The sequence below is a fragment of the Kitasatospora sp. NPDC094019 genome, assembly GCF_044764505.1.
Taxonomy (GTDB): Bacteria; Actinomycetota; Actinomycetes; order Streptomycetales; family Streptomycetaceae; genus Kitasatospora.
Window position 1 is genome coordinate 646,239 of sequence record NZ_JBIWIF010000002.1, and the last position, 26,178, is coordinate 672,416.

Consider the following 26,178-nt stretch of genomic DNA (forward strand, 5'->3'; position numbering starts at 1 on the left):
CGCCATGCTGATGTCAAGGGGAAACACGCGCCCCGGCCCCCGCGGCCGAGGGCGTGCGTTCCGGGGAGCGGAAGCCTGGGGGGCGGATCATGGCGGCAGTACGGCGCCGGGAGCGGGTGGAGGTCGGGGGCCTCACCGCCTTCGCCCGTTTCGTCGTCTGCGGCGGCGGTGTCGGGGTGGCCGCGAGCTTCGCCGTGGCGGCCCTGGCCTCATGGCTCCCGCGCGTCCCGTGGGTCCTGGACAACGCCCTGGTCACCGTGGTCTCCACGCTCCTCGCGACCGAGCTGCACGCCCGTTTCACCTTCGGCGCGGGCATCCGCGCGACCTGGCGCCAGCACGTCCAGTCGGCCGGGTCGGCGGCGGCCGCGTACGCGGTGACCTGCTCGGCGGTGCTCGTCCTGCACCAGTTGGTGGCGCGGCCCGGCGCGATGACCGAGCAGGCCGTCTACCTCTCCGCCTCCGCGCTGGCGGGCGTGGCCCGGTTCGCGGTCCTGCGCCTGGTGGTGTTCGCGCGCACCCGGCCGGGGGTCGCGGTGCCGGCCCGCCCCCTGGAGGTGGCCGTCGCCCGTGCCTCGCTCGCGGCGGCCGACCCCACGGGGCTCTGCCGCGCCGCCTGAGAGCGGGCGACGCCGCCCGGAGGGGCGGGCCGGTGTCCGCCACCGGCCCGCCCCCGCCCCCGGCCCCGCCCCCGCCCGGGCCGTCGGCCCGCCGAGGTCCGTCAGCGGACGCTCGTACCCATCCAGGAGCGGTTGCCCAGCAGGGTCTTGACGTCGGAGGCGAAGCCGTTGTCGGGGTTCACCTGGTAGCCCAGCTCGTAGAGGGTGTCCTTGTCCCAGCCGGTGGTGAGCAGGCGGACGGGGACGTCGCCGGGGTGGGCCTGGAGGGCGAGCTTGAGCTCGGCGACGACCCCCGGGGTGACCCTGGCGGCCGGGACGGTGATCTGGACCGGGGGCTTGGTGCCGAGCTCGGCGGAGGAGACGTCGAGGGTGGTGAGTTCCTGTCCGAAGATGCTCAGCGAGCCGTCGCGCTCGTTCAGCCGGCCCCGGACCGAGACGACGTTGTCCTCGATCATCTGATCGGCCATCAGGTTGTAGGTGGCGGGGAAGAACAGCACCTCCACCGAGCCGTCGCGGTCGGCGACGGTGATGATCGCCCAGGCGTTGCCGGCCTTGTTGATCCGGCGGTCCACGGCGGTGATGAGGCCGGAGAGCCGGACCTCGCCCTCGGTGCGGCCCGAGCCGAGGAGGTCGGCGATCGAGGTGTCGCGGTTCTGGGAGAGGATGTGCTCGGCCCCGTCGAGCGGGTGGCTGGAGACGTAGAGGCCGAGCATCTCCCGCTCCAGGGAGAGGAGTTGGCGGCGCGGCCACTCGCGGTCGGTGAGCTGGAAGTCCAGCCCGATGCCGCCGCCCTCCTCGGCGTCGAGGGCGCCGAAGAGGTCGTCCTGGCCGATCGCCTGCTGCTTCTTCAGTCCGGTGACGGCGTCGATCGCGCTCTCGTGCACGGTGCTGAGCGAGAGCCGGGTGTGCCCGAGCGAGTCGAACGCGCCCGCCTTGACCAGGGAGTCGACGGTGCGCTTGTTGCACACCACCAGCTCGACCTTGTCCAGGAAGTCCGGGAACGAGGTGTACTTGCCTTTCTCGGCCCGGGTGGCCACCAGCGACTCGATGACCGGGACGCCGACGTTGCGCACCGCCTTCAGGCCGAAGCGGACGTCGCTGCCGACGGCGGTGAAGTCGACCACCGACTCGTTGACGTCGGGGGAGAGGATCCGGATGCCCATCTGGCGGCACTCCGCCAGGTAGACCGCCATCTTGTCCTTGTCGTCGGCGACCGAGGTGAGCAGGGCGGCCATGTACTCGGCGGGGTAGTTGGCCTTGAGGTAGGCGGTCTGGTACGAGACCAGTCCGTAGGCGGCGGAGTGCGATTTGTTGAAGGCGTAGCCGGCGAACGGGACCAGGACGTCCCAGACGGACTGGATGGCCTCGTCGGAGTAGCCGCGTTCCTTGCACCCGGCGTGGAAGGGGACGAACTCCTTCTCCAGCACCTCCTTCTTCTTCTTGCCCATCGCCCGGCGGAGCAGGTCGGCCTGTCCGAGCGAGTACCCGGCGAGCACCTGGGCCGCTCGCTGGACCTGCTCCTGGTAGACGATGAGGCCGTAGGTGGGGCCCAGGACGTCGGCGAGCGGCGCCTCCAGCTCCGGGTGGATCGGGATGATCTCCTGCTGGGCGTTCTTGCGCAGCGCGTAGTTGGTGTGCGAGTTCATGCCCATCGGGCCGGGCCGGTAGAGCGCGGAGACGGCGGAGATGTCGGCGAACTCGGTGGGCTTCATCAGCTTGAGCAGGGCGCGCATGGGGCCGCCGTCGAGCTGGAACACTCCGAGGGTGTCGCCGCGGGCCAGCAGCTGGTAGGTGGTGGGGTCGTCGATCGGGATCTTCTCGATGTCGACGTCCACGCCCCGGTTGGCCTTGACGATCTTGATGCAGTGATCGATGATGCCCAGGTTCCGCAGCCCCAGGAAGTCCATCTTGATCAGGCCCATGGCTTCGCACGACGGGTAGTCGAAGCCGGTGATGATCACGCCGTCCTTGTCCCGCATGTGCAGCGGGATGAGGTCGAGCAGCGGGGTCGAGGAGAGGATCACTGCGGCGGCGTGCACGCCGGTGCCGCGGATCAGGCCCTCGATGCCGAGGCCGGTGTCGATGATCTTCTTGACGTCGGGCTCGTTCGCGTACAGCGAGCGGATCTCGGTGCCCTCGTTGTACCGCGGGTGCTTCTCGTTGAAGAGGTCCGCCAGCGGGACGCCCTTGCCCATGACGTCCGGCGGCATCGCCTTGGTGATCCGGTCGCCCATGGCGAACGGGTAGCCGAGGATGCGGTTGGCGTCCTTGACGGCGGCCTTGGCCTTGATCGTGCCGAAGGTGTTGACCTGGGCGGTGTAGGCGGAGCCGTACTTGTCGGTGACGTAGCGCACCATCTGGTCGCGCTGGCGGTCGTCGAAGTCGATGTCGACGTCCGGGGGGTTGATGCGCTCGGGGTTCAGGAACCGCTCGAACAGCAGATCGTGCTCCAGCGGGTCCAGCTCGGTGATCCGGGTCAGGTAGGAGACCATCGAGCCGGCCGCCGAGCCTCGGCCCGGGCCGACCGGGATGCCGTTGTCCCGGGCGTACTGGCAGATGTCGGCGACCACGAGGAAGTAGGCGTCGAAGCCCATCGGGGAGATGACGCCCATCTCCAGCTCGACCCGGTCCAGCACCTCCTGGCTCGGGTTGTCGCCGTAGCGGTGCTGGAGCCCGGCGGCGATCTTCTGGCGCAGGAACGACGCCTGCGTCTCGCCCTCGGGCACGTCGAACTGGGGCATCCGGTCGACGTAGGTGAACACCTCGTCGTACGACTCGACCCGCTCCGCGATGGCCAGCGTGTTGTCGCACGCCTCGGGCAGCTCGCGGAAGAGCTCGCGCATCTCCTCGGCGGTCTTGACGTAGTAACCGGTGCCCTGGAACTTGAACCGGTTCGGGTCGTCCTTGTTCTTGCCCACGCCGACGCAGAGCAGGCTGTCGTGCGCGTCCGCCTGGTCGGCGGTGACGTAGTGCGAGTCGTTGGTGGCCAGCAGCGGGATGTTCAGCTGCTTGGCGAGGCGCAGCAGGTCCTCGCGCACGTCCTGCTCGATGGACAGGCCGTGGTCCATCAGCTCCAGGAAGTAGTTCTCCTTGCCGAAGATGTCCTGGTAGGCGCCGGCCGCCTTGACGGCCTCCTCGTACTGCCCGAGCCGCAGCCGGGTCTGCACCTCGCCCGAGGGGCAGCCGGTGGTGGCGATGATGCCGGTGGCGTTGGCGGCGATCAGCTCGCGGTCCATCCGGGGCTTCATGTAGTAGCCCTCCATCGACGCGAGCGAGGAGAGCTTGAAGAGGTTCCGCAGGCCGGTGGCGTTCTGCGCCCACATGGTCATGTGGGTGTAGCGGCCGCCGCCGGAGACGTCCTTGCCGCCCTCGCCGTCCGCGCTGGCCGGCCGCTGGCCGCCGGGCGACCAGAACACCTGCTTCTTGTGGAAGCGCGAGGACGGGGCGACGTACGCCTCGATGCCGATGATCGGCTTGACGCCGGTCTTGGCGGCGGAGTGGAAGAACTCGTACGCGCCGAACATGTTGCCGTGGTCACTCATCGCGATGGCGGGCATGCCCTGTCTCTCCGCCTCCGCGAAGAGCTTGCCGTTCTTCGCGGCCCCGTCCAGCATCGAGTACTCCGTGTGGACGTGCAGGTGCGCGAAGCTGTCGGACACGGCGCTGGGCTCCTCGGACGGGACGGCGGTACGGGCAAGCGGTCCAGGTTAGTCGGTCGGCGGGCGCGACACGCCAGGGGCGTCCGCGCGCGGGCCGGTCCGGCCGAGGAGCCGGGGTGCGGCCGGCCGGTCAGGCCGGGTGGTGGTCGGGCACGGCGTTCAGCTCGATGCCGTGCTCCAGCAGGGCCTTCATCGCGCACAGGGCGGTGGTGAAGCCGCCGACGGTGTCGTTCACCCAGCGCACGGTCTCGTCCGCCGACCCCCGGAAACCGGTTTCGGTGACCTCGACGAAGGTGCTCTCCGCCGGGCGCGGGGTGAACCTCAGCTCGACGGTCGTCGGCCGGTCGTAGTTGCCCCACTCGAACCGGATCAGCCGCCCCTGCTCCACCTCCAGGACCTTGACCTCGGCCGAGGCCCCGTAGGTCTCCCACTCCCAGCGCAGCTCGGCGCCCACCACCATCGGCCCGCTGCTCCCGCTGTACCAGAACCGGGTGGTGACGGCGGGGTCGGCGAAGGCCCGGAACGCCTCATCGGCGGGCCGCCGGACGAGCATGCAGGCGTACGCGCGCGGATCCCCGCCGGGCTGAAGTGTCTCCATGCCGAGGATCATCCGCCCCCGCCGGCCCGGAACCGAGCACCCGGCCGCGACCACCCGCCCGTGGCGTCGGGGTGGCGGCAGCCGGGTGCCGGGGGCGGGCCGTCAGCGGAGCTGGAGGGACCACTCCTGCTTCCAGCCGCCCTCACAGGTCCACACGCCGAGCTGCTTGTGGTCGGAGTCGTGGGTCAGGCAGTCGTCGTCGGAGATCTGGATCCGGTACTTGCCGTTGCCGGCGCCGACGAACATCCACTTCTGGTTGGGGGTGTCGCCCCACGCCTGCTGCTCGGCCACGTAGGTGTCGGGGTTCTCGGTGAGGTTGTAGCCGAGGTCGTTGACGATCCGGTAGCGGTCGCCGCCGAGCGGCTTGATCGTCCAGGTGGACCCCCGGTAGCCCAGGATGCCGCCCAGGACGGGCGCGCCCCAGCTCGCGGTCTCGTTGGGGGCGGTGGCGCCCAGGCCGTTGTCGAGCTTGAGGAACAGCGGCCGTTCGGTCGGGACGCTCGCGCCGCCGCCCGTCGGGGGCTTCGGCTTCGTCGGCTTCCCGGGGTCGGTCGGAGTGCCCCCGCCGCCGCCCGGGGTGATCACTCCGCCGGAGGCGGATTCGAGCACCCACTCCTGCTGCCAGCCGCGCTTGCAGGTCCACACGCCGAGCTGCTTGAAGTCGGCGTCGTGGGCGAGGCAGTCGTCGTCGGAGATCCGGATCTGGTACCTGCCGTTGCCGACGCCGAGGAGCTCCCACTTCTGCTTCGGTGAGTTGCTCCAGGGCTGGAGTTCGGCCAGGTAGCCGCCGCTCTCGGTGAGGTCCAGGCCGTAGGAGCTGGTGATCCGGTAGCGGCCACCGCCCACCGGGGTGAGCTTCCACTTGGACTCGTTGCCGCCCCGGATCCCGGGGACGACGGCGGTGCCGGCGGAGCCGCCGACCGGGACGGCGCCCAGGCCGTTGTCGAGCTTCAGGGTCACATCGGCGCCGTTGCCCGGCGTGCTGGGACCGGTGGTCGGCGGAGTGCCGCCCCAGGCCCAGTTCTGGTTGGGCGCGTCGCGGTTGCCGTCGGAACCGCAGGCCCAGGCCACCACGGGGCTGCCGTTGGCGGTGCGGCCGCTGTAGTCGTCGACGCAGACGTCCTTGGACCGGTCGTCCGGGTCGGTGAGGTGGCGCAGACCCCCGCTGGGCGACATGTGCCAGCGCTGGCCGGGGATCTCCAGGCAGTCCCAGACCTGGAGCCTGTTCCCGTTGGCGGCCCTGTTGTCCGCCAGGTCGAGGCACTTGCCGTTGGCGGCCCGGAGCTTGTAGCCGTTGTAGGTCCACTTCTGGGCGTCGCCGCCGTTGCACTCCCACAGCTGCACGGGGGTGCCGTTCGCGTTGCCGTTGCCGCTGACGTCCAGGCAGGCGTGGTAGCCGGGGGCGCTGGAGTCGGGGGTCAGGCTGCCGGTCCTGGAGCCGTAGCCGGAGCGGGCGGGGAAGTGCAGGGTGCGCACGTCGCCGTCGCACTTGTAGGGCCGCGCGGTGCCCGCCCGGCAGGTCCACGACTCCTTCTTGACGCTGTCGCCGTCGTTGCCGACGAACGCCCAGTTCAGGTAGCCGCCGTCGCCCCGGTTGCGGAAGGTCGACTCGCCCTGGAAGACCCAGATCCGGAACTTGTCGTAACCCGAGGGATCCTTCTGTTCCTCCTTGTTCATGAAATGGTTGAGCTTGTAGGTGGTGTCGATCAGCACCCCCTTCATATCGGCCTTGTGCTCGTTCGTGAACCATTCGGTGTCGTACAGGTCGGTGCCCACGGTCTTGAACACCAGGACATTGAAGCCGGGAAACTTCTGGCTCAGCTGCGTGGCGGTTTTCTGGGTGAACTCCGCGTTGTCCAGCTTGTTGGCGTTGGCGGCACTGCGCATGCCGCGGATCATGTCGAACCCGGCGCCGATCAGCGAGGTCATGCAGTTGCCGCCGCCCGGGACCGCCGGGGTCCCGCAGGTCTTGTCCACCGGATAGCCGGGCGACGGCGCGGCCCGGGCCTGCGCGGTGAGGCCGCCGACCAGGGCGACGGCGGTGACGCCGCAGGCGAACGCGCGTTTCAGGCGGGACGGGGATTTCATGGCGAATCGTCTTTCTGCTCGCATCGGAGACGTTCTCCGTCTCGACCGATAAGGACGATAGGCCCGGAAATCCGGCGCGCGGCCGCTCCTTACGGGGTCCATACGGCGGGGTCGGGAGCTCTGCCCTTTCGCGCACCGTCCGGTCCGGGCGGGGGGCCGGTGGCGGCCCGGGCGGGGGCGGAGTGCAGCCAGGCGACCCGGTGGTGCAGCGCGTCCTCGTCGAGCGGGCGCAGCAGGGCGTCCCGGGCCCGGGCGTCCTCTCCGGCCGGGTGGTAGAGCCGGGCGCCCATCTCGCGGGAGAGGCGCTGGACCCGCCCGGTGCGCTCGCGGCGGGCGGCGTTGTACCGCTCCAGGAGGTGGGGCACGTCGGCGGTCGGGGCGTCGGTGAGCAGGTCGCCGAGGACGACGGCGTCCTCCAGGGCCTGGCAGGCGCCCTGGGCGGCGTACTGGAGCATCGGGTGCGCGGCGTCGCCCGTCAGCGTCACCCGGCCGCGGGTCCAGACGTCGACCGGGTCGCGGTCGCACAGCACCCACCGGCGCCAGTCATCCCCGAGCCGTAGCAGGGCGACGGGGACGGGGCCGGCGTCGGCGAAGCGGGCCAGGACGGCGGCCCGCTCGGCCGGGCGGCCCGAGACGGCTTCGGTGGCGCCGTCGTCGATCACCGCCGCGAGGTTGAGACAGGACCCGCCGGCGACGGGGTAGTGGACCACGTGCCGGCCGGGCCCGGCCCACAGCGTCACGGCGTTGCGGCGCAGCCACCGCGGCACCCGCTCCATCGGGACGAGGGTGCGGTAGATGGTGTGCCCGCAGGGGCGGGGCGGACCGTCGCCCAGCAGCTGGGCGCGGACGGTGGAGCGGATGCCGTCGGCGCCGACCAGGAGGTCGCCGGTGAAGCTCCGGCCGTCGGCGGTGACGGCGGTCACCCCCCGCCCGTCCTGGTCGAAGCGGCGCACCCCGGCCCCCGCCACCAGGGCGACGGTGTCGAGCGCCCGGCACGCCGTGAGCAGCGGGGTGTGGAGGTCGCGCCGGTGCACGACCGCGTACGGGTCGCCGAAGCGCTGCCGGTAGCGCCCGCCGACGGGCAGGGCGACCAGCTCGCGCCCGGTGGTGGCGTCCATGAGGCGCAGTTCGTCGACGAGGACGGCGCGGTCGCGGACGTCCCGGCCCACGCCGAGCCGGTTCAGGGCGTGGAAGCCGTTCGGCGCGATCTGGATGCCGGCGCCGATGTCGGTGAAGGCGTCCTGGCGTTCCAGGACGGTGACGCGGTGGCCGCCGCGGGCCAGGGCCAGGGCGGTGGCCAGGCCGCCGATGCCGCCTCCGGCGACGAGTGCGTGGATCATGTCGTTCCCCCGTGTGTCCGTGCACCCCGTGTGTCCGCGCGGGCCCGGTGCCCGGGTGCGCTGTGTACCGGCGCGTGCGGGGCGCGTGCGCGCGCCGTGTGCCGTCCGCCGGTCCCGCCCGGTGGTGCGTGGGTCCACCGGGCGGGACCGGCGCCTACGTCCGGACGGGCCCGTTCCCGCGGGGCCGGTTCCGGACGGCGGCGACGGCCGGGCCGAGCGCCGCCCGCAGCAACCGGGCGACCCGCGGCGGGACGTCGCCGATGGTGTCGACGCGTACCGCCGGCAGGTCGGGCCGGGTCCTGCGGCGGACCGACTCCGCCGCCGCCAGGCCCGAGCGGACCGCCGCCTCCATGCCGGCCACACCCGGCGGCGCGGCACAGAAGTCCCCGGCCACGTGGACGTCGGCGAACGCGGTGAAGGGCTGCGGCCGGTGGCGGGCCGAGCCGGGCCCGGGCGCGTGGAAGGGCGCCGAGGAGTGCGGCTGGTAGCAGGCGTGCTCGATGTCCGCCCAGGTGAGGCCGGGGAGGTAGGTCATCAGCTCCTCCACCAGGACCTTGACGGCCTCGTCCTCGGCGAGGTGCCGGAGCGCGGCCACCCGGCCGACGACGCAGTTGAGCAGGCTGTCGCGGTGGCCGGGCCAGGTCTGTCCGACGTCGATCAGGGTGATCGCGTGCGGCGAGCCGACCAGGCGGATGTGCTCGTCGGGCAGTCCCGGCAGGCGGCGGCGCAGGTACAGGTGGAGGGCGCCCAGCGGACGGGAGGTGAGTTCCAGGATGCCGTGCGCCGGGCGCAGCGCCCCGGTGATCCCGGGGCCGAGGGCGGCCAGGCGGCCGTGCGGGATCGCGAGGACCAGCTGCCCGGTCACCGCCTCCTCGGTGTCGGCGCCGGCCGGGTCGCGCAGGGTGAGGCCGCGCACCCCGTGCTCGTCCGTGGTCACCGCCGTGAGCTCACGGCCGGTCAGCACCTCGACGCCCGCGCGTTCCAGCCGCTGCCGGAAGGGGTCGACGAACCAGTGCTGGAGGTCGCCGCGCGGCATTCGCACCCGTCCGGGGTGGCGGACGAAGGCGGCGACGCTGCCGCGGAAGCCGGCCGCCGAGACGGCGGTGCTCTCGGCGGCGCTGGAGGCGACGAAGAGGTGCTCGATGTCGGCGACCGCCGCGGGGGAGAGGTAGCGGAGCCCGCGCAGGAAGTCGTGGAGGGACTCGTCACGCGCCCGGTAGTCCTGGGCGAGCAGGTCGAGCACGCCGCAGAGGAACAGCAGCCGGTCGGCGGCCGGGGTGTCGGCGGTGCGGAACTCCGTTCCCGGGAGCAGCTGGTGGAACTTGCGGGTGGTGCGCAGGTTCTCGGCGAGGCCGAGTTCCCCGACCAGGCGCAGGGTGTTGCGGTACCAGGCCGGGAAGATGTGGACGCCGTGGTCCTCGGTCCGGCCGTCGATGACCCGGGAGCCGGCCATGCCGCCGAGTTCGGCCGAGGCTTCGAGCAGCCGGACGGGGAGGCCGAGCCCGCGCAGGGTCCAGGCCGCCGTCATGCCGGCGAGGCCGCCGCCGACCACGGTGACGCCGTCGCCGGTGTCCGGGTCCGCCCTCATGCCGCTCCTCCTTCGAGCGCGGCCCGGTGCGCGGCCATGGCCAGCACGGGGTAGATCAGCCGCAGCAGGCTGTCGCGCCAGTACAGGCCGTCGTGGTGCACCACCCAGGTGTGCCAGGGTTCGGCCCAGTCGCCGTCGGCCTGCTGGGTGCGGACCAGGTGGTCCAGACCGGCCCGCACCGGCGCGCTGTCGGCCCGTCCGGCGGCGATGAGCGCCAGCAGCGCCCAGGCCGTCTGGGAAGGGGTGCTGTCGCCCCGTCCGATCCACTCGGGGTCGTGCAGCGCGCGGACGGACTCGCCCCAGCCGCCGTCGGGCCGCTGGTGGGCGAGGAGCCACTCGCAGGCGCGCCGCAGGGCCGGGTCGTCGGCCGGGACCCCGCAGGCCGCCATGCCGGTGACGGCGGCGCTGGTGCCGTGCAGGTGGTAGCAGGCCCACCAGCCGGGCCAGGAGCCGTCCGGGCGCTGTTGCCGGCGCAGCCACTCGACGCCGCGGCGGGCGGCGTGGCCGTCCGCGTGGCCGTCGGCGGCGAGGGCCTCCAGGACGTGGCCGGTGACGTCGGCGGACGGGGCCTCCAGGAAGCCGATCTCCGCGAGCCGGTCGCGGCCGGGCAGCCGCCAGCGCAGCGGCTCGAAGGCGGCCCAGCCGCCGTCCTCGCACTGCTGGGACAGCAGCCAGCGGTGGGCGCGCCGGCACGCGCCGTCGACGGCCGGGTCCTCGCCGCGCGGCCGCACCCGGCGCAGGGCCACGACGGCGAACGCGGTGTCGTCGGCGTCGGGGTTGGCGTTGTTGGTGAATTCGTAGGGCCAGCCGCCAGGGACGGGGTCCTTGGTCAGCACCGCCCAGTCGCCGAGTTCGGTGACCTGGTTGTCGAGCAGCCAGCGGACGGCCGGTTCGGCCGCCGCCCCGTCCCCGGGTCCGCCGGCCGCGGCGCTCGCGGACAGGGCGAGGGCGGTGTCCATGACGACGGAGGTCCACATCTCGATCCGGCGCTGCCCGTCGCGCCGGACGACGTACCGGTCGAGCGCGGACAGGGCGGCGACGACGCTCGGGTGGTCGCGGCCCAGGCCCGCCGCGTCCAGGCCCATCAGGACGTTCGCGGTCTGCGGCCAGTTGCCGCCCCAACTGCCGTCGGTCTCCTGGGTGTCGACGAGCCAGCGGGAGGCCCTGTCGATCGCGCGGCGGCGCAGGGCGCGGACCGGCCGGCGGGCGTACCAGTGGCTGAGGGCGGTCGCGCAGCGGACGGGCAGGGGCCGTCGCGGGCGGGCGTCCGGCCGGCGGAACAGCTCGCGGAGGTCGAATCCGGCCGGGACGACGGGGCGGGTCGCCATGAAGAGGCTGTTGGCGACCACGATGCCGCGGGCGGCGGCCCCGAAGTGGTAGATGTTCCCCGGGAACGAGCTGGGCAGCAGCACGATCTCCGGCGGGACGAGCGGGATGTCGCTCCACGGCCAGAGCCCGATCACGGCCAGCCAGGCGAGCATCAGGAGGTTGTCGACGGCCTCGATGCCGCCGCCGGCCCGGATCGAGGCGGCGGCCGCGCGCATCGGCGCCTCGTCGGGGTGGTGGCCGGCCAGGCGCAGGGCGACGTAGCAGAAGACCGAGAGCAGCAGCTCGTCCGGGCCCTGGTGGTAGGCGGCCCAGCCGCCGGTGGGGCTCTGCTCGGCGAGGATGGTCCGGGCGTCGTCGGCCGTGGTGCCGTCGTCGGGCAGGCGCAGGTAGTGGCGCAGGAGGACCTCGCCGGCCTCGCCGATGAGGCTGGTCTCGAAGTCGCCCTTCCAGAAGCCGTCGGCGTCCTGGCGGTGGCGGAGCGCGTCGGCGGCCCGGGCCAGGGCGTGCTCGACGGTGCCGGGGATGCCCGGGGCGTCGGTGGTCGTCATCGCTGCGGGCCTTTCGAGGCGGGGACGGGGTGGGTGGGGGCGGTGCGGCGGGGAGCGGTGCCAGGGGAGGCGACGCGCGCGGCGGCGATCCGGGACTGGCGGACGTACATGAAGACGGAGAAGCTCACGACCAGCGCGAGCGCCGGCGCGCCCACGATGTAGGCCCAGACGTGGCGGATCCCCCACCGTCGCGCCTCGACCACCATGAAGGCCCCGAGCGCGGCCCAGGTCAGCGCCAGGTCGGCGTAGACGAAGTCGGAGGCGAGGTTCCCGGTGGCGTCGCGCAGGAAGGTGCGCATCACGCCCCAGGGGCCCGCGTCGGCGTTGCGCACGACGAAGGTGACGGCCATCGTCGCCATCACCAGGAAGCCGGCGCCGCCGCACAGCGCGTACATCAGGCGCAGCGCGCGGTCCCGCCCGCCGGGTGCGCTCGGGTCGGGGGGCTCAGGCGGTCGCATGCGGAGCTCCTTCCGGGTGCGCGGGGGCGGTGACGGGGGCGGTGACGGGGTCAGGGGCGATCGGGCCCGGTGCGGCGGCGACCGGTGCGGCGCCGCCCGGGGCCGTCGGGCCGTCGCCGCCGCGGACCCGCTCGTACCGGTAGTCGTCGAGGTCGAAGCCGCGCGCCCGCCACGCCGCCTCGTAGGTGGAGGCGGGCCGGACCGCCGGCGCGTCGCCGTGGCGGTCGAAGTAGTAGCTGTTCGTCCCGCGGCAGCTGGAGTCCGCGAAGACGGTGCCGCGCTGCCGGCGCAGTACCTCGGCGAAGGAGGCGTCGTGCCGCTCCGGCCGCACCGCCGCCTGGGTCGCGCCCCGGCGGCGGGCCTCGCGGATCACCCGCAGCAGGTGGGTGACCTGGTAGTCGATCATGCCGAACCAGGAGCCCCCGGTGAACGAGTACGGGCCGACGATGAACCAGAGGTTCGGGAAGCCCTTGACCGAGCTGCCCTCGTAGGTCTGGAAGCGCTCCTCCGCCCAGAACTCCCCGAGGTCCCGGCCACCCTGGCCGGACAGCGGGAACGGCGGCAGGTTGTCGAGGACGTGGAACCCGGTCGCGAGGACCAGGACGTCCGCCGGCCGCTCGGTGCCGTCGGCCGTCACGACGCCGCCCGCGGTGATCCGCTCGATCGGGTCGGTGACCAGCCGGACGTTGTCCCGGGTGAAGGCCCGCCAGTAGCCCTTGCCGAACGACGGCCGCTTGCAGCCGAGCCGGTAGGACGGCGTCAGCGCCTTCGTCAACTCACGGTCGCCGCCGACCTGCTGGCGGAGATAGAGCCGGGAGGCCGCCTCTCCGGCCCGGACCAGGAACGGGAACCGCCGGTAGTGGACCATGGCGATGACGAACGACAGCTCGGTGGCCGAGTCGGTGGCGAGCCGGACGGCCCGCTGGGTCCACGGCGCCCGGGCGAACACCCCGCGCACCGCCGCCGGGACGGGCAGGTCCGGCTTGGGGAACACCCAGGTGGGCGTGCGCTGGTAGACGTCGAGCCGCTCCACCAGCGGGGCGATCTCGGGGACGAGCTGGACCGACGAGGCACCGGTACCGACCACCGCGACCCGCCGGCCGCGCAGGGTCACCGAGGCGTCCCAGCGCGCGGTGTGCACCACCGGGCCCTCGAAACGGTCGAGACCCGCCAGGTCCGGTGTCTTCGGCCGGGTCAGCCAGCCGGTCGCGCAGACCACGAACCGGGCCGTCAGTACGGTGCCGTCGGCCAGCGCCACCTCCCACAGGTGCGCGTCCTCGTCGTAGCCGGCCCGCACCACCCGGGAGCCGAGCCGCAGCCGGGAGCGCAGGCCGAACCGGTCCACGCAGTGCTCGGCGTAGGCGCGGAGCTCCTCGCCCGGCGGGAAGGCCCGGGACCAGCCCGGGTGCGGCTCGAAGGCGAAGGAGTAGGAGAAGGCGCTGATGTCGACGGCGACGCCGGGATAGCGGTTGGCGTGCCACGAGCCCCCGACGCCGTCCTGCTCGTCCAGCACCAGGAAGTCGTCGATCCCGGCGCGCAGCAGCCCGACGGCGGTGCCGATCCCGGAGAAGCCGGCCCCGATCACCAGCACCTCGTACCCGGCCGCCCCGGGGCGCGGCCCCGCCGCTGCGGCGCTCACAGGACCAGTCCCGTCGTCAGCAGCGCGCCGAACACGAGCAGCAGCCAGCAGGTGTGCTCCAGCGCGGGGATCAGGTCACGGCCCCGCGCCCCGCCCAGCACCCGGCGCAGCGGCCGGACCGCCACCGGCGCCGCGCCGAGCACCAGCAGCGCCCAGGGGCGGGCGGCCGCCAGTGCCGCCGCCGAGCCGAAGGCCGAGGCCAGCAGGAGCGCGTAGTAGATCCGGGTGCGCCGCTCGCCGAGCCGGACGGCGACGGTGATCTTGCCGGACGCGGTGTCGGTCGGGATGTCGCGCAGGTTGTTGGTCGTCAGCAGCGCGCAGGCCAGCAGGCCCATCGGCACGCCCGCCGGGAGCGCCAGCAGCGGGAGCCGGCCGAGCTGGATGAAGGCGGTGGCGCAGACCGCGATCACACCGTGGTAGACGAAGATGCTCACGTCGCCCAGGGAGCGGTAGCCGTACGGCCGGGAGCCGCCGGTGTAGAACCAGCCGCCGAGCGCGCACACGGCGGCGAGGCCGAGCAGCCACCAGCTGACCGTCACCGCCATGACGACGGCGGCCGCGACGGCGACGCCGTAGAGCGCCAGTCCGTGCCGCAGGACCCGCCGGGGCGAGGCCCGGCCGGAGCCGACCAGCCGGGCGGGGCCGAGCCGGTGGTCGTCGGTGCCCCGGATGCCGTCGCTGTAGTCGTTCAGGAAGTTGGTGCCGAGCACGAAGCCCAGGGCGAACACCAGGGTCAGCGCGGTGCGCCCGCCGTCGGGCAGACCGCGCGGGACGGCGACGGCGGTGCCGACCGCGATCGGCGCCAGGGTGACCGGGAGGGTCTTCAGCCGGGCGCCGACCACCCACGCGCGCACGGCGCCGCCGGCGGGCCGCGGCCGGCCGACCGGCGCCGGGGCGGCGGGTACGGGGGCGGGGGCGGCGGAACCGGAGGAGGGCGCGGTCACCGTTTCCTCCCCACCGCGAGGAACAGCACGCCGGTGGACCGGGTGCGGACCATCCGGACGTCCTCGCGGCGCCCGGCCAGGTAGCGCAGGCCGTCCCGCAGGTGCGGGCGCAGACCGTGGAGCCGCAGCTCCACACCGTGGTCCCGGGCGGTGGCGAGCAGCCGTTCGCGGTTGACGAAGAGCCGGTGGTCGTGGGTGCCGGGGGTCGGGCGGCCCGGCAGCGGCAGGTTCTCGGCGAGGGTGATGGCCGCCAGCCGGGCCGCCCCGGTGTCGGCGATGGTGTCCGCGATCAGGGTTCCCCCGGGGCGCAGTACCCGGCACGCCTCCGCGACCACGGAGTACGGGTCCGGGACGTGTTCCAGGCACTGCCCGGCCGTGACCACGTCGAAGGACTCGTCCGCGAACGGGAGCCGGGACATGTCGGCCCGGGCGGTGGCGTCGTAGCCGTGGGCGCGGGCCTGCCGGAGGGACTGGAACGACAGGTCGACGCCGACCACCCGGTAACCCCGGCCGGCCAGGTGCGGGGCGAACAGCCCGCCCCCGCAGGCGATGTCCAGCAGCCGGGCCGAACCGTGGCGGTCGGCGGGCACGGCCGGGACGAAACCGGCCCGGGCGCGGGCGATCCAGCCCAGCGGCGCGAGCGGGCCCCTGGGGTCCCACCACGCGTCGGCGAGTGGGTCGTAGTCGGTGATGAAGTCGCTGCGTACTGCTGGCACGACGCTCCTTCTGGACGGGCAGCGGTCCGGGCCGCGGCGGCGCGCACGGCGCGGCCCCGGCTCCGCCGCGCGGGTCGGTGGGGTGGCGGGCGGACGGCCCGGGCAGGGTTCCGGCAGGTGGGCCGGTGGGTGGCGGGCGGACGGCCCGGGCACGGCTCCGCCGCGCGGGCCGGTCAGGTGGTGACCCGGCGGCCCGGGACGGTTCCGGGGTGCGGGCCGGTCACGCGGCCGGCGAACGGCCCTCGGACCCGGGACCGGTGGCGTCGCGCAGCGCCCGGAGGGCGGGATGGCGGGACGCGAAGGTGTCGACCAGGTCCCGCAGGCACCGCCGGACGATCGGGGCGTGCGCGGCGGTGGCCGGGTGCGACTCGACCGCGAGGAGGGCGTTCGCCGTGTAACGCTGCGCCACCTCCGCCGCCCGGGTGATCGCTCCCGAGGCCCGGACGGCCTCGACCACGGCCCGGCACCCGTCGGCGGACAGCGGTTGCGCGCTCAGTAGCGGCACCAGCACGTCCGCCGAGTCCTGGACGGCGTAGATCACCGGCAACGTGTAGACACCGTTCAGGATGTCCTTCGCCGGCTCCTTGCCGGTTTCCGTACTGCAGATGTCGAGAATGTCGTCCCAGATCTGGAATGCCATTCCCAGATCGTGCCCGAAGCGTTCGAGTGCCGCTTGTGCGCCCTTTTCTGCCTTTCCGCCGAGAACTCCCATCGAGGCGGCCGTCCGCAACAGGCGGGCGGTTTTCCCGGAAACGGCGGCGTAGTACTCCGGCTCGGTTCGCCGCGGGTCGTGGAGACGGCTGGACTCCAGCATCTGGCCGACGCACATGTCGGCCAGGGTCTGGGCCATCGCGAGCAGGTGGGAGCGCCCGAGCGCCGCCGCGCCCTGCATGCAGCGGGCCAGCAGGTAGTCCCCGGTCAGCAGGGCGGTCGCGGTGCCGTACTTGGCGTTGACGCTGGGCCTTCCTCGCCTGACCTGCGCCTTGTCGATCACGTCGTCGTGATGGAGGGTCGCGATGTGCAGGGTCTCGACGACCGCGGCGCCTTCGATGACCCGCCGGTGCGTGCGCCGGCCGGGTTCTTCGGCGAGCAGGTACGAGGACAGCAGAACGAGCGTGGGCCGCAGCAGGCGTCCGGAGTGCTCCACCGCGTAGGCGATGGGCTCCTCGATCCGGGAGTGCGGCTGGGCCACCAAGGACTGGAGTGCCTCCCGGACCCGTACGAGGTCTTTCCGGAGCCATTCCTGAACGAGTGCGGATTCTTCGCCGGGCGCGGACGCGCGCCCAGCAGGAATCGATGTCGTCATCATGAATTCCTTCCCCCGTGACCTCGCTCCGGAGGTCTCGAACAGGCTAAGCAGCCTTTCGCCGGTCGCACCAGGGGGCGTGGATTAATCCCTGGCGGAGGGGGGCAAGGATGCGGAAATTCCGGCTCCGCTTTCACGCAGCGCGTTCCGCGGCCGGGATGTTCGGGCAGGTAGCACCCGTTCAGCCGTTACTCTCCGTGCCGGTTCCACGAGTTTCGGAGTGACGCAGATCACATTGACAGTGCTCGGAGTCGGTCCCGCCGGTGCCAAGGATCTTCAACCCGGGCATGGACGTTCCGGAACTCGTTGCCTAGAGTGAGGGCCGTCGGCTCCGGCGGCCGCCCCGGCGTGCCGCCCTACCGGAGCCCGTGCCGGCCTCCGCCCGTCGGTGCGACCGTTCGCCCGGCACTCCGCCGCCCGCGCGAACACCGCCCCCGCACCGCGTCGTTCGCACCGCGCCGTCCGCACCGTGCTCCTCGCACCGCCGTCCCCGCGTCGCCGTCCTCGCACCGTCTCCTTCGCACTGCCGGTTCCACGCCGCCGCTGTCACCCGGTGCCCTCCGCGCGATCCGCCAGGAGGTCCGCCGCGGCGCCGATGGACGGCGATCGGCCCGGCGCCGCCCTCCAACAGTCCCGCCCAGCAAGGGAGTCCGTCCCATGACCGGCACCGCTGTCGTCCCGTCGGCCCCCGGCGCCCTGCCCGTCGTCGGCCATCTGGCGGCGTTCCTGCGCGCGCCGCTGGCGTTCCTGCGCGGGCTGCCCCCGCACGGCCCGCTGGTGGAGATCCGCTTCCTCGGCAAGCCCCTGGTCGTCGTCTGCGACCCCGAGCTGACCCGCGCCGTGCTGGTGCGCGACCGGGTCTTCGACAAGGGCGGGCCGATGTTCGAGCGGCTGCGCGAGGCGGGCGGCCAGGGGCTCGCCTCCTGCCCGGCCGCCGAGCACCGGCGCCAACGCCGCCTGATGCAACCGGCGTTCCACCAGTCCCGGTTCCCCGGCTATGCCCGCATCATGACGGAGCGCCTGGACCTCGCGCTCCGCCGCTGGCACCACGGCCAGACCCTCGACCTCGCCGTCGAGTCCCGCACCATCACGGCCGACGTCGTCCTCTCCGCGGTGTTCGGCACCAGCCTGGACCCGGGCCTGCACGGCCGCCTGGCCGCCGACTTCGACACCCTGCTGGCCGGCTTCACCCGGCACACCCTCCTGCCCAAGCGGCTGCGCACGGTCCCCACCCCCGGCAACGTCCGCTACGACCGGGCCACCAAACGGGTGCGCAGCTCCATGGCCGACCTCACCGCCGACCTCCGCCGACGGGTCGCCGCGGCGGCGGACGGGGGAGCGGCGGACGGCGGAGCGGCGGAGGACAACCTGCTCTCGATGCTCATCGCCTCCCGCGACCCCGACAGCGACCTGCCCGCGCTGAGCGACGAGGAACTGGTCGACCAGGCCGTGACCATGTACTCCGCCGGCACCGAGACCACCGCCGGCGCCGTGAACTGGGCGCTGTTCCTGGCCACCACCCACCCCGCCGTCCTGAGCAGGCTCACCGCCGAGGCCGGCGCGGTGCTGGGCGGTCGTACCGCCGCCTGGGACGACCTGCCCCGGCTCACCTACACCCGGCAGGTGCTCACCGAGGCGCTGCGGATGTACCCGCCGGGGTGGTTCCTCACCCGGCAGACCGAGGAGGACACCGAACTCGGCCCCTACGCGATCGCGCGCGGCACGGTGATCGCCTACAGCCCCTATCTGATCAGCCACCTGCCCGACCTCTATCCCGACCCGGAGCGCTTCGACCCCGACCGCTGGGACGCGCACGGGGGCCGGCCGCAGGTGCCCGTCACCGTGTTCGGCGGTGGCGCCCGCAAGTGCATCGGTGACGAGTTCTCGCTGGTCGAGGGTGTCCTGATGCTGTCCTCGCTGCTCAGCCACTGGCGGATCGACCTGCACCGGCAGACGCTCAGCACACCGAGGCTGCCCCAACTCACCCTCAACCCGGGCCCGATGACCGCCACCCTGACGGCCCGGCGGCACGCGCGCGTCGCCGCCCGAGGGTGAGGGGGCGGAGGTGGAGGCACGCGCGAACGGCGACCGCCGGGGCCGCGTCCGATGGGAGCGGCCCCGGCGGTCGCCGGTGGCGGGGAAGTCGCTACGGGCAGAGCTGGTGGGTGGTGGGAGTGCACTCGGGATCGGGGTCGACCGGGCCGCCGCCGGGCCGGTAGTTGGACCACCAGACCGGGGTGCTGCCGTAGTAGACGACGATGTTCCCGCTGTTCTGGACGGCGAGGTAGGCGCCGGGGTAGTTCATGGTGCGGCTGTTCCAGACCGCGCGCCAGGCGGCGTCGTAGGCGACGAGGTTGCCGTCGTACTGCATCTGGAAGTAGGTGCCGATGCCGTGGGTGCCGACCGCTGTCCAGATGGCGACGTTGTTCTTGTACAGCACCACGTGGCCGTCGTACTGCTGGTACAGCACCGTGCTGCCGTCGGGGGAGGACCAGTTCTGGCCCCGGTTGAGGACGCTGCCGCCCTGGACGACGGTCTGGTTCGCGTCGGAGGCCGGTGCCGCGGCGGTGGCCGGTGCCGCGGCGGCGGGTGCGCCCGCCGCGGGGGCGCCGTCGGCGGCCTGGGCGGCGGTTCCGCCCAGCAGCCCGGCAGCCATCAGTACGGCCCCCAGTGCGACACCGGTACGGGGAACCAGGGAAGGTGCGATCCTCATGTCGGTCACTCTCCTCAAGTCACTTCTCCAGGTGGCTTGTTGCCGCGACGAGTCTCACCGTGCCCGTACTGTCCGGGCAAAGCCCTTCGAGGGAGCTCGAAACCGGGCACGCCCCGCCGGGGGCGCCTCAGCCCCGGAGTCTGCCGAGCTGTTTCCGGAACAGCAGGACACCCAGCGCCAGCCAGGCGGCGGCCAGCAGCCAGCCCGCCAGCACGTCCAGCGGCCAGTGCACACCGAGGTAGACCCGGGTGCAGCCGATCAGCACGGCGAACACGGCGGCGGCCGCGACGGCGGGGCGGGCCGCCCCCGGACGCGCCCGGACGACGGCGAGGGCGAGCAGGCCCGCGGAGAGGGCGGCGGTGAAGGCGTGACCGGACGGGAAGGCGAAGCCGTGGGCGGTGAACGCCCAGTCGACGACCGGCGGGCGGGGCCGGCCGAAGCCGTGCATCAGGCCCTGGCGCAGCAGCTGCCCCAGGGCCAGCCAGACCGTGGGGGCGAGCAGCACGGCGGCGGCGACCGGCCGCGACCGGTGCGGGCCGGTCGCCCGCACGGTGACGACGCCGGCGGCCAGCGCGAACAGGTAGGAGAAGACCCCGGTCCCCAGGTCGGTGAGGAGCTCGGCGGCGCGCTCGACCGGGGCCGGCCGGTGGGCCACGGCCCAGTCGAGCGCGCCGCGCTCGAATCCGTACGGCGCCCAGCCATGGGCGGCGACCAGGGCCGCGACGGTCGCGAACGCCGCCGCGCAGAGGGCGAGGACGGCGCCGACCGCCGTCGAGGTGCGGGCGGTCATGCGGTCAGCCACCTCCGCAGTCCGCCCGTGCGGGCCCGGTCGACCAGGGGTGCGGCCCGGCCGGACAGCAGGCCGAGCACGTGGCCCGCGGCGGTGCCGACCGCGGCTCCGAGCAGTACGTCGTGCGGGTAGTGGACGCCGACCAGCACCCGGGTCAGGCCCATCGCGGCGGCCAGCAGCAGCCCGAGCGCGCCGAGGCGGCGGTCGACGTGCCACAGGGCGGCGGCGCCGGCGAAGACGATCACGGTGTGGTTGCTGGGCAGCGACCAGTCGCCGGTGCCGGGGCAGGCTTCCAGGGTCCGGCCGGCGTCGAGGACCTGGCAGGGCCGGGGCTCGCGCAGTACCGACTTGAGCAGGGTGTCGGTGGCGAACGCGAGCGTGACCACCAGGGGCACGGCCAGCGCACGGGCCATCAGCACGCCGTCGGCGCGGCGCGAGCGCCACCAGCCGAGCAGCATCAGGGCGGCGAGCAGCAGCAGCCCGACGACGGACCAGACGGTGACGAGGTGCTGCAGCGGCGCCGGGAGCTGTTGGGCCCAGTGCTCCATCCGCAGGTACAGACCGCCGTCGACCGGGCGGCCGTCCAGGGCCAGCGCGCGCACGGGCCCGCCCGCGGTCCCGCTCACCTGGTCCTGCCCCGGCGGCGGGAGCGCACGACCTCCAGCACCAGCGGCAGCAGCGAGACCGCCACCACCACGGCGACGATCGGCAGCAGATAGTGGTCGACGTTCGGGATCGAGGAGCCCAGCGCGTAGCCCGCCATGACCAGGCCGACCGTCCACACCAGGCCGCCCACGACCTGCCACACGGTGAAGGTGCGCGCGTCCACGCCGAGCGCGCCGGCCAGCGGGTTGAGCACGGTGCGCACCACGGGGACGAAGCGGGCGAGGACGACGGCCTTGCGGTGGCCGTAGCGGGTGAGGATCTCCTCGGCCCGCACCGCGCCCTCGTGCAGGTGTCTGTTGCGGGAGCGGCTGAGCAGGGCGCGTCCGCCGCGCCGGCCCAGCAGGTAGCCGACCTGGGCGCCGGCGAGGGCGCCGACCACCGCGGCCGCCAGGACCTGGCCGAGGTCGAGGTGCGGGCCGCCGCGCTCGCTGGTGGTGCACAGCAGGCCGGCCGTGAACAGCAGCGAGTCACCGGGCAGGAAGAAGCCGACCAGCAGGCCGGTCTCCGCGAACATGATCACGGCGATGCCCAGCGCGCCGAACGCGGCCAGCAGCGAGCCCGCGTCCAGGGGGTTGACGGCCAGCGCGGCCGCCGGGGGGAGCACCATGGAAGCGCCTTTCCGAGAAGGGGACCCGGCCGGGCCCGGAGGCGGGCCGCGTTCCCACTGACATGATCAGCATGGCCGAAGGGCGCTGAAGGAATCCTGAAGACCTGAAGACGCCTTCAGCTCCCCGTCGCGGCGACCTGAGACCCTGGGGAGCATGCGCGTACTGGTGGTGGAGGACGAACAGCGGCTCGCCCTGGCGGTCAAGCACGGTCTGGAGGCCGAGGGTTTCGCCGTCGACATCGTCCACGACGGCCTGTCCGGCCTGGCCCGCGCCACCGAGCACGCCTACGACGTGATCATCCTCGACATCATGCTGCCCGGCCTCAACGGCTACCGGGTCTGCTCCCGGCTGCGGGCCGCCGGCAGTGACGCCGGAATCCTGATGCTCACCGCCAAGGACGGCGAATGGGACGAGGCCGAGGCACTGGACACCGGAGCCGACGACTACCTCTCCAAGCCGTTCTCCTTCGTCGTCCTGGTCGCCCGGCTCAGGGCCCTCGCCCGTCGCATCGGCTCCCGCGCCCCGCAGCGCACCGTGCTCGGTGACCTGGTGGTGGACTCCGCGGCCCGCACCTGTGCCCGGGCCGGGACACCGGTCGCGCTGACCCCGCGCGAGTTCGCCGTCCTGGACCACCTCGCGCGCCGGGCGGGCGAGGTGGTCTCCAAGCGGGAGATCCTCGAAGAGGTCTGGGACAGCGGCCCCGACAGCGGACCCAACACGGTCGAGGTCCACATCAGCGCCCTCCGGCGCAAGATCGACGCGCCGTTCGGACGGGCGGCGGTGCAGACCGTGCGCGGCGTCGGCTACCGGCTGGAGGCCGACGGTGGCTGACCCCGCCCGCCCCGGGATCCCCGCGGCCCTGCGCCGCCGGGCCGACCGGCTGCGGCGCTCGCCGCGCCTGGCCACCGCGACCGAGCGGCTGGCACCCCGGTCGGTCCGCACCCGCACCACGATCGCCGCCTGCGTGGCCGTCGCCGTCGTCCTCCTGGCCGCCTCCGCCGCCGTGGTGCTGCTGATGCGGGCCAACCTGCACCGCACCGTCGAGACGGCCGCCCGCGAGCAGGCCCGGACGGTGGCCCGGTCCGCCGCCGAGGGACCCCTGCCGCACGTGCTCCCGCTCGACCCCGGCGCCGACTTCATCCAGGTCACCGACACGTCCGGGGCCGTGGTCGCCGCCAGCCAGAACCTCGCCGGCCGTCCCGCCCTCGCCGACGGCGGCCACGACAGCTTCGACCTCGGCGTCCTCGGCGACGAGCACCACCAGCGGGTCACCACCCTCACCACCGCCACTCCGGACGGCCCGGTCACCATCCGGGTCGGCGCCTCCCTCCACACCGCCGACACCGCCGAGGACCTCACCACCGCCGCGCTCGCCGGACTCAGCGCCGTCCTGGTGGCCACCGTCGGCGTGGTGACCTGGCGGGCCACCGGCCGCGCGCTGCGCCCGGTCGAGGCGATCCGCGCCGAGGTCGCCGCGATCGGCGACCGGGACCTCGCCCGCCGGGTGCCCGAACCCGGCAGCGAGGACGAGATCGCCCGCCTCGCCCACACCATGAACGCCATGCTCGACCGACTGGAGGCCGCCGGGGTCCGCCAGCGGCGCTTCATCGCCGACGCCTCCCACGAACTGCGCAGCCCGCTCGCCGTCCTCCGCACCCAGCTGGAGGTCGCGCACACCCATCCCGACCCCGTGGTCCGCGCCGACATGGTGGCCGGTGCCCTCCAGGACACCGATCGGCTCCAGTCGCTCGCTGCCGACCTGCTGCTGCTCGCCCGCCTCGACACCACCGGGCACAACGGCCCGGCCGAGGAACTCGACCTCGCCGAGCTGGTGCGCACCTGTCTGGAGGGCCGGGGCCCGGGGCGGAAGGAGGTCGTGACGGAGCTCGCCGACGGGGTCGCGGTGACCGGGAACCCGATGTGGCTCGGACGGCTGCTGACCAACCTCCTCGACAACGCCGAGCGCCACGCCCGCCACCGGGTGACGGTGCGCCTCGCCCTGGACCCGGCGACCGGCCGGGCCGTCCTCGACGTCGCCGACGACGGCCCGGGCGTGCCGCCCGCCGAACGGGAGAAGGTGTTCGAGCGCTTCACCCGGCTCGACGACGCCCGCAGCCGCGACGAAGGCGGCACCGGCCTGGGTCTGTCGATCGCCCGCGACATCGCCGCCCTCCACGGCGGCACCCTCGCGATCGAGGACACCCCGGCCGGCTGCGTCTTCCGGACCCGCCTCCCGGCCCGTCCCCACCCGACCGCCGCCGGGGCCGAGGGGTCGGGGCGTTGAGGGGCTGAGGCATTGAGGGGCTGAGGCATTGAGAGGCTGGGGGGCTGAGGCACTGGGGGCCGAGGCGCTGGGGCGCTGACGAAGGGCGGTACCGGCGCGTGCGGCGCGCCCCGGACGCGCCCTCCGCGCTACCCGACGCCACCGGCACGCCGCTCGGCGGAGCGGAATTATCACAGGGAGGGGCACGATCGGCTGCGGCCGGGTTACAGTGAAACGGTCGCCCCGGCGTGTTCGGAACAGTCCGTCAGGAACAGTTCTCTTCACAGCTCTTTTCACGGGTCACTTCACAGGTCCTTCCACGGGCCTCTTCACGGATTGAGCCACTGCCGCCGGATCGGTCCGGCGCTTTTCGGTCGGTTCAGCACCCCCGCCACCTTGTTCCGCCGCATTGTCGGTCGGCCGTCGGCCTGTTGTCGGCCTGTTGTCGGTCGCTTTCGGGCAGGCGCGGAGGGCAGGCGGTCGGGGCAGAGGATTCGAGCGGATCGGCGTCGGAACATCAGGGGAGGGTGGCGCATGCCTTCGGTGTCCTCGTTCTTCACGCAGGCGACCAATTCCGGGAGTTCGGTGTCTGGTGGGGTGGACCCCCGCACCGGTCCTTACAACGTCCGGATCCGCGATGAATTCGACGAACAGCCGTACCGGTTCCGGCTTCCGACGCATCGCACCGTCACCTGGACCGATCCGGCGCGGAACACCCGCAGTGACATCACGACAACGGATTTGGGCGAGCGGGGAAATCCGCGCAGCCGTACCGATCCGGACGGCACCCGGACCGGCTGGCGCGGCTCCGCGCAGGCCGACCGGCAGTTCCTCCGCGAGCGCCAGGGATCCGAAGGACGCGCCCCGGACGTCCCGGCGGCGCACCCGTTGCACGGAGAAGCGAAGGAGACCACGCATGACCCAATGGGCAGGAGTGTCCAAGCTCTCGCTGATGCTGGAGACCGGAGGTCCGGCCGCCGACATCTACGCGAACGGCCGGAACCAGGTCGCCGTGACCATCAGCGTCAAACCGACCGACGAGAACGGCGGCACCTACTACGGGGACATCTCCTGGCCGAACCGGGTGAACCTCGTCGACTACGTCAGCGGTGAGAAGCTCAACTGGCAGGGCCGCGAGGGCTGGTGCTTCACCGCCGGCGAGGACCGGTACTTCCACCACGTCCCCGGCGGCGGCGGCGCGGCCGCCTCGGCCGAGGCCGGGTCGGAGGCCGGGGTGGAGTCGGCGTCGGCGGCCGAGCCGGGTGAGGCGTCGGAGCCTGCCCCCGCGGAGGCCGGACTCGCCGCCGACGGCACCCAGAAGTTCACCTTCTACGTCACCTGCTGGCCGGGCGCGGACCGGAAGTCGATCTCGGCCTGGGTCGAGACGGACACCGGGAAGGTGTACACCACCGAGTCCGGATCGGGCTCCTTCGAGGGCAAGGTCACGCTCGACCCGCTGGTGGCCCTGACCCACCGGCGCTCGGGCGTCAACTGGGACTACTCCAGGACGGCCACCAGGTACCAGGACGACACCAAGTACGTGACCACCGAAGCCTGGAACTACTACCTCTCGCTGGACTCCACGGACAACTATTTCGTCACCTTCTCGGTGTCGGGCTACTGGACCGACTCCGGCTACGAGGGCTTCTTCGCCTGCGACATCAAGCCCGACAGCCACCACAAGAACCTCTACGGCTCCTACGTCTGGTACCAGGAGCCGCACGGCAGCTCGTACGACGGGGACGGCGGGTACGGCGGCCTGATCGTCAACTTCCCCGACGGCAACAAGTGGTGGGACTACGCCCGGGTCTACGACCGGCCCTACCCCGACCAGTACCTGTGCTTCACCTGGGTGCACGCCACCACCGGCGGCAACGGCTGGCACATCCCCAACGGGCCGATCAACACCTGGCGGGTGTACTACAGCCCGGTGATCACCGCCTGGGACCGGTACGGCAACACCGGCAAGTTCTCGATCGACGGATCGGGCGTGGACAGCGGGATCGATCTCGCCGACTACTCGTAGCGCCGGGCGGTGGGGGGGGCCCCCGGCCGGCCGGGGGGGGGCCCCCCCGGGGGGCGGGGGGGGGCCCGCGCGCGGGGGGGGGGGGGGGGGGGGGGGGCGGCCCGGGGGGGGGGGGCCGGGGGGGGGGGGGGGGGGCCCGGGGGGGGCCCCCCCGGGCCCCCCCCGGCTCCGCCGCGCGGGTCGGTGGGGTGGCGGGCGGACGGCCCGGGCAGGGTTCCGGCAGGTGGGCCGGGGGGTGGCGGGCGGACGGCCCGGGCACGGCTCCGCCGCGCGGGCCGGTCA

Annotated in this window: 20 protein-coding genes; 5 read left to right on the top strand and 15 right to left on the bottom strand. The window is 73.5% G+C overall.

The genetic code is table 11. From position 1 onward, the window contains the following. The first annotated feature begins 89 nt into the window (after window positions 1-89). Window positions 90-617 carry a hypothetical protein gene (locus tag ACIQ9P_RS07860; protein WP_402351392.1) on the top strand — a complete coding sequence of 176 codons (528 nt, stop codon included), beginning with the start codon at window positions 90-92 and terminating at the stop codon, window positions 615-617. Window positions 618-718: 101 nt separating this feature from the next. On the opposite strand, the gene dnaE is transcribed toward ACIQ9P_RS07860, so the two are convergent. From dnaE to ACIQ9P_RS07915, 11 genes are all read right to left on the bottom strand, one after another. Further along, window positions 719-4,276 carry a DNA polymerase III subunit alpha gene (gene dnaE, locus ACIQ9P_RS07865; RefSeq protein ID WP_402351395.1) on the bottom strand — a complete coding sequence of 1,186 codons (3,558 nt, stop codon included), beginning with the start codon at window positions 4,274-4,276 and terminating at the stop codon, window positions 719-721. A gap of 130 nt (window positions 4,277-4,406) precedes the next feature. Next, complete coding sequence (locus ACIQ9P_RS07870) at window positions 4,407-4,874, bottom strand: SRPBCC family protein (RefSeq protein WP_402351398.1); 468 nt, start codon at window positions 4,872-4,874, stop codon at window positions 4,407-4,409. A 102-nt stretch (window positions 4,875-4,976) separates the two neighbouring features. Next, on the bottom strand, window positions 4,977-6,962 hold the full coding sequence (locus ACIQ9P_RS07875) for a ricin-type beta-trefoil lectin domain protein (RefSeq protein WP_402351400.1): 1,986 nt from the start codon (window positions 6,960-6,962) through the stop codon (window positions 4,977-4,979). Window positions 6,963-7,051: 89 nt separating this feature from the next. Continuing rightward, the gene (locus tag ACIQ9P_RS07880) at window positions 7,052-8,302 is read right to left on the bottom strand and encodes an FAD-dependent monooxygenase (protein ID WP_402351403.1); all 1,251 of its coding nucleotides are present in this window, start codon (window positions 8,300-8,302) and stop codon (window positions 7,052-7,054) included. Between the two features lie 154 nt (window positions 8,303-8,456). Beyond that, on the bottom strand, window positions 8,457-9,890 hold the full coding sequence (locus tag ACIQ9P_RS07885; protein WP_402351407.1) for an FAD-dependent oxidoreductase: 1,434 nt from the start codon (window positions 9,888-9,890) through the stop codon (window positions 8,457-8,459). After that, on the bottom strand, window positions 9,887-11,767 hold the full coding sequence (gene shc, locus ACIQ9P_RS07890) for a squalene--hopene cyclase (RefSeq protein ID WP_402351410.1): 1,881 nt from the start codon (window positions 11,765-11,767) through the stop codon (window positions 9,887-9,889). The genes ACIQ9P_RS07885 and shc overlap by 4 nt, the downstream gene beginning before the upstream one ends. After that, window positions 11,764-12,225 carry a DUF2834 domain-containing protein gene (locus ACIQ9P_RS07895; protein ID WP_402351412.1) on the bottom strand — a complete coding sequence of 154 codons (462 nt, stop codon included), beginning with the start codon at window positions 12,223-12,225 and terminating at the stop codon, window positions 11,764-11,766. The genes shc and ACIQ9P_RS07895 overlap by 4 nt, the downstream gene beginning before the upstream one ends. Further along, entirely contained in the window at window positions 12,212-13,864 is a 1,653-nt protein-coding gene (locus ACIQ9P_RS07900; RefSeq protein ID WP_402351415.1) for a flavin-containing monooxygenase, read from the bottom strand. Before ACIQ9P_RS07900 ends, ACIQ9P_RS07895 begins: the two co-directional genes overlap by 14 nt. Then, complete coding sequence (locus tag ACIQ9P_RS07905) at window positions 13,861-14,808, bottom strand: 1,4-dihydroxy-2-naphthoate polyprenyltransferase (protein ID WP_402351418.1); 948 nt, start codon at window positions 14,806-14,808, stop codon at window positions 13,861-13,863. Before ACIQ9P_RS07905 ends, ACIQ9P_RS07900 begins: the two co-directional genes overlap by 4 nt. Further along, complete coding sequence (locus ACIQ9P_RS07910; RefSeq protein ID WP_402351421.1) at window positions 14,805-15,524, bottom strand: methyltransferase domain-containing protein; 720 nt, start codon at window positions 15,522-15,524, stop codon at window positions 14,805-14,807. Before ACIQ9P_RS07910 ends, ACIQ9P_RS07905 begins: the two co-directional genes overlap by 4 nt. Window positions 15,525-15,744: 220 nt before the next feature. Then, window positions 15,745-16,716, bottom strand: a complete 972-nt coding sequence (locus ACIQ9P_RS07915; RefSeq protein WP_402351508.1) for a polyprenyl synthetase family protein — start codon at window positions 16,714-16,716, stop codon at window positions 15,745-15,747. A 771-nt stretch (window positions 16,717-17,487) separates the two neighbouring features. Between ACIQ9P_RS07915 and ACIQ9P_RS07920 the strand changes: the two genes are divergently transcribed. Further along, the gene (locus ACIQ9P_RS07920) at window positions 17,488-18,885 is read left to right on the top strand and encodes a cytochrome P450 (RefSeq protein WP_402351424.1); all 1,398 of its coding nucleotides are present in this window, start codon (window positions 17,488-17,490) and stop codon (window positions 18,883-18,885) included. A 91-nt stretch (window positions 18,886-18,976) separates the two neighbouring features. Here ACIQ9P_RS07920 and ACIQ9P_RS07925 read toward each other — a convergent pair whose 3' ends face one another. The 4 genes from ACIQ9P_RS07925 to ACIQ9P_RS07940 form a co-directional block, all read right to left on the bottom strand. Next, window positions 18,977-19,543: a hypothetical protein gene (locus ACIQ9P_RS07925; RefSeq protein WP_402351426.1), complete on the bottom strand. Its 567-nt coding sequence runs from the start codon at window positions 19,541-19,543 to the stop codon at window positions 18,977-18,979. Between the two features lie 127 nt (window positions 19,544-19,670). Continuing rightward, window positions 19,671-20,333 carry a phosphatase PAP2 family protein gene (locus tag ACIQ9P_RS07930; RefSeq protein ID WP_402351429.1) on the bottom strand — a complete coding sequence of 221 codons (663 nt, stop codon included), beginning with the start codon at window positions 20,331-20,333 and terminating at the stop codon, window positions 19,671-19,673. Beyond that, on the bottom strand, window positions 20,330-20,959 hold the full coding sequence (locus ACIQ9P_RS07935) for a phosphatase PAP2 family protein (protein ID WP_402351431.1): 630 nt from the start codon (window positions 20,957-20,959) through the stop codon (window positions 20,330-20,332). Before ACIQ9P_RS07935 ends, ACIQ9P_RS07930 begins: the two co-directional genes overlap by 4 nt. Beyond that, window positions 20,956-21,606 (bottom strand): DedA family protein, encoded by a 651-nt coding sequence (locus tag ACIQ9P_RS07940; protein WP_402351434.1) that lies wholly within the window; start codon window positions 21,604-21,606, stop codon window positions 20,956-20,958. The genes ACIQ9P_RS07935 and ACIQ9P_RS07940 overlap by 4 nt, the downstream gene beginning before the upstream one ends. Before the next feature lie 154 nt (window positions 21,607-21,760). Between ACIQ9P_RS07940 and ACIQ9P_RS07945 the strand changes: the two genes are divergently transcribed. The 3 genes from ACIQ9P_RS07945 to ACIQ9P_RS07955 all read left to right on the top strand — a co-directional run bounded on the left by ACIQ9P_RS07945 (window position 21,761) and on the right by ACIQ9P_RS07955 (window position 25,896). After that, window positions 21,761-22,438, top strand: coding sequence for a response regulator transcription factor (locus tag ACIQ9P_RS07945; protein WP_402351437.1), 678 nt, complete (start codon window positions 21,761-21,763; stop codon window positions 22,436-22,438). After that, the gene (locus ACIQ9P_RS07950) at window positions 22,431-23,891 is read left to right on the top strand and encodes a sensor histidine kinase (RefSeq protein ID WP_402351440.1); all 1,461 of its coding nucleotides are present in this window, start codon (window positions 22,431-22,433) and stop codon (window positions 23,889-23,891) included. The genes ACIQ9P_RS07945 and ACIQ9P_RS07950 overlap by 8 nt, the downstream gene beginning before the upstream one ends. 895 nt (window positions 23,892-24,786) lie before the next feature. Further along, window positions 24,787-25,896: a hypothetical protein gene (locus ACIQ9P_RS07955; RefSeq protein ID WP_402351443.1), complete on the top strand. Its 1,110-nt coding sequence runs from the start codon at window positions 24,787-24,789 to the stop codon at window positions 25,894-25,896. Window positions 25,897-26,178 lie beyond the last annotated feature (282 nt).